General features: G+C 41.0%; 4 protein-coding genes and 1 pseudogene. All 5 read left to right on the top strand.

Annotation, left to right across the window (positions count from 1 at the left end):
* Positions 1-18: 18 nt before the first annotated feature.
* The 5 genes and pseudogenes from K5Q92_RS22710 to K5Q92_RS22695 all read left to right on the top strand — a co-directional run bounded on the left by K5Q92_RS22710 (position 19) and on the right by K5Q92_RS22695 (position 11,236).
* Positions 19-4,515, top strand: coding sequence for an SslE/AcfD family lipoprotein zinc metalloprotease (locus K5Q92_RS22710; RefSeq protein ID WP_220771112.1), 4,497 nt, complete (start codon positions 19-21; stop codon positions 4,513-4,515).
* 107 nt (positions 4,516-4,622) lie between these two features.
* Positions 4,623-5,316 (top strand): IS6 family transposase gene (locus K5Q92_RS22705; protein ID WP_259649679.1). Its coding sequence is split into 2 segments (ribosomal slippage): positions 4,623-5,144 and positions 5,146-5,316, totalling 693 coding nucleotides; the frame shifts between segments, so codons are not numbered across the junction.
* Positions 5,317-5,457: 141 nt separating this feature from the next.
* Positions 5,458-5,660, top strand: a pseudogene (locus tag K5Q92_RS24330) (IS30 family transposase); the annotation flags it as partial.
* Between the two features lie 196 nt (positions 5,661-5,856).
* Positions 5,857-9,501: an ATP-binding protein gene (locus K5Q92_RS22700; RefSeq protein ID WP_220771111.1), complete on the top strand. Its 3,645-nt coding sequence runs from the start codon at positions 5,857-5,859 to the stop codon at positions 9,499-9,501.
* Positions 9,502-9,505: 4 nt separating this feature from the next.
* The gene (locus K5Q92_RS22695) at positions 9,506-11,236 is read left to right on the top strand and encodes an EAL domain-containing protein (RefSeq protein ID WP_220771110.1); all 1,731 of its coding nucleotides are present in this window, start codon (positions 9,506-9,508) and stop codon (positions 11,234-11,236) included.
* Positions 11,237-11,496 lie beyond the last annotated feature (260 nt).

Genomic DNA, 11,496 nt, shown 5'->3' with positions numbered 1-11,496 from the left:
TGGTCATGAGATTATAGAATGAAAAACTTAATACTTGCTGTAGTAATAGGCAATTTATTGACCGCTTGTGAGGACGGGACTGTCAATCCTACTCTTCCATCATTTGACATCATTGATGACAAACTTTGCGAAGAGACTTTTAAGCAAACGCTATCCACTAGTGAACACTTTTTCTGTAGCACTGACTCAAAAGAGCAAATTAGTAACAGCGATGCATTTAAAGCAAACGATTATACAAGCACAGAAGCTTGCCAAAGCGCACTAAAAAGCTTAGTTGCAGAGCAAGATACCTATACCAATAAGCAATGTTTTAGTGGCACAACTGAAACAATTCCACCAACAGAAATTCTGCCTGCGATAAAAACCTATCAAGGTAGTTTATTACTAAATGGTAAAACCCTATCAGGCCACATTAGCTGTAATGGTCAAGCTTTAGGCGATACAGGGCACTTTACCTTTAAAGATGGCGATAACGTAAGCTGCTCTTATGGTTCATTAGAGCTATTAAACCAAGATATTCCGCTACCTGAAGGTTGGACACGTGATACTCATAACGCAATGGCGTTAGATATGAAAGATGAGTGGTCGCATGCAATCAGTGTCACTGATGGCGCAAACGTTATGGCAAAAATTAGCACCTGCCCTGCTATCACAACTGAGATCTGTTTAGATGAATTAGATAGCTTTGATGTTGCACCGCTATTTTCTAGCGGAAACAGCCAAGATATTGATGCATTTTTAAATCCACCAGCTGCTGAAGAAACGGACCAAGTCGATAAAGCACCTAGCTCACACGTCGACAACACCCTAACACCAGAAGTCACTGAAGAAGCCAAGCCAGACATCAACGCTGGTTTTGTTTCTGCAGCAGCAGAAGATGCCTACACTTACAAGCCTAGCAGCGACGCACAAGTGCTAACTACGAGTGTATTAACTGATGCTGACGGTAAACCTGTCAAAGGCGTAAACTACTACACCAAATCATCCCGTGGTATTACTGATGAGACAGGTGCTATTGACTATGTTTGGGGTGAAACAATCACCTTTGGTATCGATACATTTACCTTTGGTTCAGTCAAAGGTAATCAAGTTGACTACAAGTTATCGGATGTTTCTGAAAATGAAATCGTTAAGCGCAATATTGATGCGCTAACGGCACGTTACGCAACCCATTCACATGAAGTTGTTAGCTTTGATGACAAGGTGCATCAAGTTTTCGCTCAGTATCCAAATGCAATTAATGAAATCATTAATATCAATCTGCCAAACGGCGCGCAAATTGAAGATACCGAGTTCCGCGTACCAAATGAGTTTAATGCCCAGTTTGATAATGGCTTAGCGCAAATCATTGATACTGAACTAAATCAAAACCCAGCAGCACGCTATCAGGTTGCAAGTCCGCTATTGCAAAAGAGCCAGTATGTAACTGATACACTGCAACAACTGTATACCGATGTAGATCAGTTCCATGTTTTCCATGATAACACTGCATTTTATGGTGAAGTGGGTTACGCACGTTTCATGCGCTCAATGAACACCTCTAATACTGCATTCCCAGTATTAATGCCACGTAATGATGTTAACTTCTGGCTACCTTTTGGTGCAGAGCAAGCTAACCGTCGTAATGATGGCTTCCCTTATGTTACGGATGCAAAGATCATTGATGCCAACTCAGATGTTGTATTAAAAAGACCTGAGTTAGTTGGCAAAGATACCGCGACCTATAATTTACCTGTGATTACGGCGGGCGAAATTGGTAATGGTCATGTGGTATTTATGGGTAACAGCCTGTACCCAAATATCCTAAGTAAACCAGATAACTACTGGGCCGGTGGTGAAGATGCGGGTAAAGATAACGGCAGTATGCCAACCTTCTTTATGAACATGTTTACTTGGTTTGCGCCAGAGTATAACCATGGCAGCAATAGCGTTACTGTGGGTTCGAACATAGGTAAAGTGTGGCAGTCAAATGTTAACTCAAACAAGCAATATGACTTCTTTGTTGACGACTCATACAAGCTAACTGTCGAACCTATTACTAGCGGTGGTTACGACAGTCTTGATCCAAAAACGATGCCGTTCTTGATCCTACAAGCTTATGAAACGGCTATTTTTGGTGACGGTATGAGCGGTAAAGTACTGGCAGATATTGAGCAACCTAAACTAAATACAACCGACATTACAGCACTGATTAACTATATCAATGCTGGCGGTAATGTATTGTTTATGGATGCTATTGAGCAATTAAACCCAGAGCCTATTGCGCGCTTAGCTGACACTGCTGGGATTTCTTTAGGTGGCGCCAACCTTGCCCGCACTAAACAGGGATTCTGCGGTGAAAGTTACTATTGCCAAGCACCTAAGGCAAATACACGTGCGGTGTTGAAAGATACGCTAGTGACTTATGAAAAATTCGATGATATGTCAAAGTTTGTCATCAACCAAGATGGCACAGTCACATTCCCACGTCCTATCGACAAGCCAACCTTTGATGTAGCGACCTATACAAGCAAAAATAGTGACGGCACTGAGAAAACCAACTTTGCATTTTTCAGTGTTAAAAATGAGCAAGAACGCTTAGCCGCTGTTGCCAAAATCAAAGCTGAATTCCCGAAAGTCAAAGAGTGTACAGACGCTAGCTATGACTATGAAATTGGTTGTATTGAAACTCGTAATGGTCATGGTATATCGACAGGTGGCACCTACTTTAGGCCACGCTTTAGCCGTTATGAGATCTCACCAGAAGTTGTAAGCACTATGGTGAAAGCGGCAAACCTTGGCGCAAACGTTGAAAAACTATACCAACATGAAATCTACTACCGCAGTAAAGGCATTGAAGGCACACGTTTATCGCTAAATGAGTTAAACCAAACCTACGATAACCTGTCTATTTGGTTCTGGAATGACGAGCAGTACAAGTACGATCCAAGTGCTCAAGACGAACTAGGATTTAAAAAAGCGGTTGAGTTTTTAAACTGTTATACCTCTGATGAGCATCAGCCTGATAATGCTTGCAGCGAGCAAACTCATCAAAAGTTAACTGACTACGGCATGCTTACTGAAGCAGGCGAGCTTAACCCAAGTTATCCACTAAATTACCAAGAGAAACCGTTAACTCGTATTATGCTTGGTCGTTCATATTGGGATAACGAAATTAGTGTTGATACTAGCATTTATCCTGGTAACACCGCTGAAGTGGGTAGCAATGCAAGCGTTGAAATTGAAACATTCAACAATGCCGTTATCGGTACAGCAAACAACATGCAATCGACTGGTCTTTGGGCAATTAAACATGCTCCAGTGACAGTAACAGGCGCACATGATGCAACGATTACCGTTGCGCTAGTTGATGATGTTACCGGTAAACACCAGCATGAAGTCGCACTTAAGCGCCCTTCTCGCGTACAAAAATCATGGACACATAAAGCAGGAGCAAGCACTGAAATCATCGCACCTTATGGCGGCCTGATTTATATCAAACCCGCTAAAACTGACACCCAAAACTTGGTAGAGTTTGGCTTTAGCAATGTGTTACAAGCTTCTTTATGGAAAGACGGTGAGTGGCAAAACTCTGTTAACTCAGATGTACCTTTAGCTGAAATTGTTACAGGTCACTTTGTTTACACTACACCTGTGAAAAACGTTGCAGAGACTAACATCCAAGAGTTTGCTGATGGCATGAACAGCTTTGCTAACAAAGCCAGTGACTTCCATGCTCGCGATAACTCAGAAGGGAATATGCGCTTTACTGACAAGTCATTACCTGAGCATAGTCACCGTTTTGTTAACGATGTGCAGATCTCAATTGGCGCAGCGCACTCTGGCTATCCGGTTATGAGCACTACCTACAAGCCTAATAGCAACACCATACCAACTAACCCAGTTAATGACTGGTTATTGTGGCATGAAGTAGGCCATAACTTGGCGGCAGCACCATTTAACGTAAAAGGTGCCACCGAAGTTGCTAACAACATCCTAGCGCTATACATGCAAGAGCAGCGTGATAATGGCATGGGCGAAATGGATCGCATTAAAACTGACATTCAAAAAGCGCCTATGATGATTGACCGCGATCACGGCCATGTTTGGAGTCACGGTGATGCAGGTTCACGCTTAGTGATGTTTGCGCAGTTAAAAATTTGGGGCGAAAGCCACTTTAAGATTGCCGATCATTTTGCAGCAGACGCAATTCCTAGCTATTACGGTAAAGACGAAGGCTGGAACATGATTAAAATGATGCACCGCGAAGCACGTAACATCAATAATCAAGCTTGTTCTGCACGAAACTCGCAAGGCCTGCGTGAAGGTGATTTACTTATGGCCTGTGCCTCTCAAGTATCTGGTTATGATCTAACTAGCTTCTTTGAAGCATGGAACCCAAGCGAAGTGTCTGTAATCACACCTGATGGAAGTCGTGATTACGAAGGCGGGATCACAATTCACGGAACAAGCTATGTTCGTTCACTAAAACTTGCTATTCCAGATGTGAAACCTGAATCAATTGCATCACATTAACTTGAAATACTAGGAGTTAGATAGAGCAGTTTAGGTTTTGTCGCAAAGTTGACGAAATGAACAAAAGTGTAGATGCTCTTCGAATATTAATTTGGAGTATCCACTGCATGACAATCAACTTTACAGGCCGACATTACCCATCTGATATCATTATGCAGGCGCTTCGCTATTACTTGGCTTATAAACTCAGTTACCGTGAAATTGAGGAAATATTCGCTGAGAGGAATATCCATTTTGACCACTCAACGCTGAACCGTTGGGTTATCAAGTATGCGCCACTACTCGAAGCCTTATTCAGGAAGAAAAAGCGTCGAGTCTCTGGTTCGTGGCGAATGGACGAAACCTACATCAAAGTTAAAGGTCGCTGGCTCTACTATTATCGAGCTGTCGATAAATACGGCGCTATTATTGATTGTTACCTAAGTGAAACCCGTGATGAGCCAGCCGCCCGGGCATTTTTCAGTCAGGCCATCAACCGACATGGCTTGCCAGAAAAGGTCGTCATTGATAAAAGTGGTGCCAATGCTGCGGCGTTGGATACTGTCAATATCCACCTTTGGCTGTCAGGGCATATGCAGTTTATGATTGAGGTATTGGCCATTAAATATCTGAATAATATTGTCGAACAAAAGTCATCGAAGAGTGAAAGGAAAAATGCATCAATGTTTGGGATGGAAGTCCTGGGAAGGTGCAGAGTCAACGCTTGCAGGTGTTGAGATTTGGTCAATGATTAAGCAGGGGCAAATGGACACTGCTGAAAATATGACACCATGGGAGCAGTTTTATTCTTTGGCGGCCTAATTGTATCTGAGGAGGACCGTTTCCTCAGTTTATAGTGGTCAGTTCTCAGTTTGCGACAGAACCCGATTTAGTTCGCGGCCATACTACAGAACCAGATCGACACGCTTACATCTAACAAAAACTTTGCAACAGAACCTTACCCACCCTTATAGCTCTTGGAAGCTTAGAGACAATGAGTATGCTGTCAGATTTTTAAGGAAATATTGGAAGAAAGGAACCGACTTAACAACGGTAACAAATAGCGATATTGAGTTCACTGTATCACAAATAAATTATCGACCGAAAAATGTTTAGACTTTAAGCAACCAGCGGTTGTCTTTAAAGAGATGGCATTGTCAGCTTGAGATTGGAGAGTTTCGTACTTCGCAGTTGAATTCGATATCTATTGTGATTAAAAGTTAAGTCAATAGTGTTAGAAAGAACTTACGCAACAAATGGTGCGGTTACAGTTTTTTTAAGATAAAATTAATTTATATTAAATGTATGATCATTTCTATGGTACCACTTGCTGACTAACCGTCTAAAACTTTGAATTAATTTATGATAACGACTAATTTCAAACTGGACAAAAAACAAGGAAAACCAAGCATAATTATTGCCTCATTGACAACACTGAACGCAAGGTTTGAATCTTGTTTTATCCATATGATTTCAGTAGCATCGTCACTCGCAATTTCTATGGTAGCAATGATGACGTGCCAAGATGCTCATGGATTAGATTCTCTACACGACAGTAGTACTCTGGCATACGTCCAACAAAAAAAGGTGCTAAAAGTCGGGGTTCACACCATTACTCGTTTTCCTTACTGGGGAGGCAATGCAGAGTTGCCGTCGGGGTTGTTGCACGATTTAGCTAAGCTCACTGGTGAAGAGCTTAACTTAGCTATTGAGTATATTCAGTTTGATACTTTAGCCAGTTTGCTAGAGGCGCTAGACGCTAATGAAATTGACGCCTCCTATGGCTTTATCAAAAGTCCGTCGCGGTTATCGCGCTTTAGCTTCTCTGGTCCTATATTTTCGGTTAACCGTATCATCCTGTTAAAAAAGTCGAAAATGCAATTAGAACATAGCCAACTTACATGGGCATGCATTGCAGGTACCATGTATTGTGAGTACTTGAAACAGCTTGGATACAATTATGTTTCGTTTAATAACGGCAACGAATTTAATGAGAGCCTATTTAGAGACGATGTAGACGCTATATTTAGTTCCTATGATTCCACCTTGTGGATACTGGAGAACTTGGATATTGATGATAGTCAGCTAAAGATTGACTACAGCCTTGGCTCAGTTCCGACTTACATTATTCTCTCCAACAAACAGACTAAATTAAAAGCAGTGCTCGATAGGCTTGTCGCTCATTGGAACGAATCAGGAACGCTTGACCGTCTTCTTTCCAAGTATTGGATTAATACCAACTTGCAAAAATTTCGATTAGGTGAAAACGATAAGTTTGAGGTTAAATTCACTGTTGCAGGTGATGTTTTTCCATACTTCTATCGCGACAAGTCCAATGAAGGACATTCTGGCTTCATACAAGACGTGTTGGACAAAATTAGCGCGCGTACCCCCATCACCTTTAAGTATGTTCCGGTTAGGGGCCGCAATGTAGAATCTATGTTGGCAAGTGGTTTGGTTGATGTTTTACCCCTTTATAATGCGGAGAGCTACGATTCTAATTTTTTTACCGCTACTCGACAGTACGCACAGGCTGATTATCTCTATGTCCGCTCACTGGCAGAACAACCCCTAGATAATATCGGGGTACTGGATCGCGTCGGCATCTTTCATGCGTTTAATATGGTTACCGAATATATTGCCTATGACGAATTGCAGAACATACTGGCAGATCTAGAAACTGGTCAGCTCTCTCATGCATACATCAACCGCCACCTTCTCGAAAGCCTTCTTTTGTCTGGTGATGTAGATGACATTCTGGAGCTGGTGCCATCACCATCAAGCAAATCGTTCTCAACAAGTATTGCGATGTTGATCAATAAATCTGACCAGTCAACATTGGATGTTATGAACAAAGCACTGAATACTATTAGCGCACGTGAATACTTAAATATAGGTCGAACTTACGACCGAATTGATTACAGCATCGGCTATGATCGACAAGAATTGTTCCGTTATGTTGTATTGCTTATTGTCGTGATATGTTTGATTACCGTGTTTACGATTAAGTACTTCAAGCGTCTTAAATCTATTCTGGATAGCCACTATGCCTCCATGGTTCTCTCGCAATTTAAGGTGGAATGGCTACATAGCGTGCTCGACACTATCCCGCATATGATCTGTATTCGCGATAACAGTAATCAACTGCTATTTGCAAACAAGCAATATTACAATGAGTCAAGGCTAGCAGGCTACGATGACATCCTAGATTTAGCAGATACGTTACTTAGTTTTATTGATCAAGATTTGAGAATTCCATTCGTTCGAGTAATCGAAGTGGATCAGGCATCACATCGCCTTGCTGGTAGAATCTTTCAAGTAATTCATTGCGCAATCAATCATGGTAGTGATGATGTTGCTGCCTTCTTCATGACGTCTTTTTTTGACATTACCCATGAGCAAAGAAAAGAGCGGCAACTTATCTTATCTGAACAAAATGCGATGGGACTGGCTAAACAGAAAAGCGATTTTGTTGCCATAGTGAGTCACGAACTTAGAACTCCTATCTCAACGATGCTCGGCTTTATGGAGATGATACAAAACAATCCAAACAGAGCAGATAAACATAACATACTGGATAACGCGATCATTTCGGCGAATCGATTGAAAGAGCTGGTGGACGATATTTTGGATTATTCCAAGATGGAAGCGAACCAACTATCGATGAACAAAGAGTGGGTGGTGTTGGTTACGGAAATCTGTCCTACGATAAGACCTTTTGAGGCGCTGGCAATAAACAAAGGCGTTCGCTTTTGGTTTGATTGGAAGCCAACCGAATACGTTTACGCATTGATCGATTCAGTTCGTATCAACCAAGTGATTTCAAATGTATTATCGAACGCAGTTAAGTTTACATCGAACGGTTGGATATCGATTTCAATTATCAACAACCACAATCAATTGACCATCAGGATTAAAGACTCTGGCATTGGCATGAGCGAAGCTCAGTTGGCTAAATTATTCCAGCCTTTTGTGCAAGCAGAACCCAACACCTCAAAACATTATGGTGGTACAGGGTTAGGAATGTCGATCGTAGCCAATTTAATTGAGCTGATGAAGGGAAAGATCCATGTTCACAGTACCCTTGGCGTGGGAACTAACATAAAGATCGATATTCCGATAGAGACCAAGCCCTCGACCGTAAACAATACTGAAGGCAATCGAGAACTGTTGGACGAGGCCGAGGTCACTTGGTGGCAAATTTTAGGGCATAAGGAAAGTAAGTCAGACTCAATCAATCCGGGGCGAGAAATCGTCTACCCCGACCAAATCTACTTTAGCCTTAATGAGATTGAACAGACTTTGACTACTAATGATAGTTCAACAAGTTCGTCGCTATCGGCTCACGTGTTGATAGTTGATGATGATCCTATGAATCGCTTATTACTGTCTAAGCAGTTAGCAGATCTTGGTTTGTCGGTTACCCAAGCAACCGATGGTAGCCAGGCTTTAAATATCATAAAGAGTGATGCAAAAATTGATTGTGTGATAACAGATTGTCATATGCCGAAAGTTAATGGTTTTGAATTTGTAGAACAGCTCATTACTTATTACACGGAGGCAGATCGTATTCCAGTAATAGGATGCACAGCGGATAATTCACTGACTAATACCGAAAAGGCAATGGCTGTGGGTATGGATACTTTGATTTACAAACCGTACACCATATCAGAATTATCCAGCGTTCTCCATTCTATACTTGCTGATGGGAATACCAAATGGGTTCTTGAGTTGCCAAATGAGACTGATTATGGGAAGGAATACGCAAACGCATTAGTAAAGTCAATTAAGGTGATTTTGGAGGAGTTACAACATGATCATTTTGATCTCATCGCTATTGTACACAGAGTGAAAGGATCTGCGAGTATCATTGAGCACGCATACTTGCGAAGGTTATGTGAACAAATTGAACTCAACACGAACAAAGCCGAATTAGTAAAAGAGCTGATAATCACTCTAGAAGAAGTATTACATCAAGCCCAAAAAGCATTGAAAGAATATAGGTAACAATTTGAATATACTTGTTATAGAAGATGATATCCTCCATTCCACGGATATTGTGATTAAGCTTTCCAAACTAGGATTCGACAAGGTCACCTTAGTTCAAAAAGTTCAGCAAATCAAACAAACCATTACGGGACAGCAGTTTGACATGGTTTTTTGTGACTTGAGTTTACCTGAAACTGACGGGATTGATTTGCTTTGCAATCATTTGGCTCCAGAAATGATTAAAGGGGTGGTAATTACAACTGCTGCAGTTGAGGATGTCATTGAACTTACCCAAGGTATGTGTATTCAACTGGGTTATATGTTTGTTGCTTCGATGACAAAGCCCTTTTCATTACAACAAATTGCAGGTGTGGTTGAAAGTTTTGAGTGTGTTCGTGATAAACAGCTGACCGAAAGTTTAATTGAACCACTTTCAAATGAAAATGAGGTCATTGATGCACTAGAAAATGACAGAGTCAGTGTCGTTTTTCAACCACAATACAATTTTCATACAGGAAGACTGTATGGGCTTGAGGCTCTCGCTAGGTTACAATCCGCGAAAGGGAAATTAATCAATCCCAGCTGTTTTTTACCAGTGATCAAGAAGATGGCATTGGATCAAAAACTCTATTTGGTGGTTTTAAACAAAGCCATTTCAGAGATTAGTCGTCTAAATAGCCAGATTCAATTATCGATCAACATAAACCCTATCTTACTCGAAAGTGATTTGTGTAATTTAACTCTAACTGTCTGTGAAAAGCACCAGTTCCCTATTGACCGGTTAACCCTAGAAATAACCGAGGAAGCGGCATACAACGTGACCTCTCAAGCACTAGCAAACTTAGCTAGATTGAGGCTAAATGGCGCAAAGTTGTCAATTGATGACTTTGGTACTGGCTACGCTTCGCTTGAGCAGTTAGTAGATTTGCCGTTCTCTGAGCTAAAAATTGATCGGGTGTTTATCTCTGCCGTTAAGGACAATTATCGCTTACAACAGTTGACACAAACCATGCTTCATATGGCGCAGTCTTTAAATATGACCTGCGTAGCTGAAGGCGTAGAAGACGACCAAACTTGGCAATATCTGAAAGAAATAGGCGTCGACGTATGCCAAGGTTTTTACACAGGTAAGCCAATGAGTATCGAAGATTATTCTAGGGTATTCTACTTAAATAACCAAATTGATTTATCACTTAATTCCGTGATTCGATCAATCTTGGTAGTGGTGGATGAAAACTTAACAAGAGGAAAGGCGCTTGCGAAAGCGCTAAACAATCAACTTTGTAGCTACGAGGTGCAAAACGTCTCTGACACCAATCAACTTAAAAAGTTAATTAGTGTCACTCCTGTAGAGTTTGCTATCGTAAGCGAAAGCTTGTTTTCAAAGGACCTCATCTACTATTTGTCAGGCGAAGAATCAAAGATTATTTTGCTATACGATAAATTAGTATACTTCACAGATAATAGTATCACTTCGCTTAAACGACAAATGCTGGTGTCTGACACTGCGCGGCTAATATTGCAAAATGTTGATAATCTTTTAAACGCAAAGTCAAAGAACACCATCTCCAGATTATCATACAGGGAGTTACAAGTGGCGCGTTTACTGGTTGCAGGATTCACCAATAAGCACATTAGTTTTGAATTAGGTATTAATCAGAAAACGGTAAGTACCTATAAATCAAGAGTGTTAGAAAAGCTGGGTGTAAAAACGACCCTAGATTTAGCCGAATTTTTACGAGAGAACAAATGAAAACTGAAAATTGATTTCGGGATAATCAAGTTGTGTTGCAAACTTAGATATTGCTTTTATATTTTAAAAATGAAGGATATCAAAGATATAATCATGCCGAGCTAAATGGGCATTGTAACTAAATAGTAAAAAGGGTTTTGTCGCAAAGTTGACGAAATGAACAAAAGTGTAGATGCTCTTCGAATATTAATTTGGAGTATCCACTGCATGACAATCAACTTTACAGGCCGACATTACCCATCTGATATCATTATGCAGGC

This window comes from Shewanella sp. MBTL60-007, assembly GCF_019654915.1.
Lineage (GTDB): Bacteria > Pseudomonadota > Gammaproteobacteria > Enterobacterales > Shewanellaceae > Shewanella.
The sequence above is the reverse complement of the archived record's forward strand: the minus strand, read 5'-3'. Positions and strand labels throughout refer to the sequence as shown.

Coding starts and splice junctions, on each gene's coding strand:
- K5Q92_RS22700 (WP_220771111.1), top strand. CDS start 5,857: ATGATAACGACTAATTTCAAACTGGACAAAAAACAAGGAAAACCAAGC.
- K5Q92_RS22710 (WP_220771112.1), top strand. CDS start 19: ATGAAAAACTTAATACTTGCTGTAGTAATAGGCAATTTATTGACCGCT.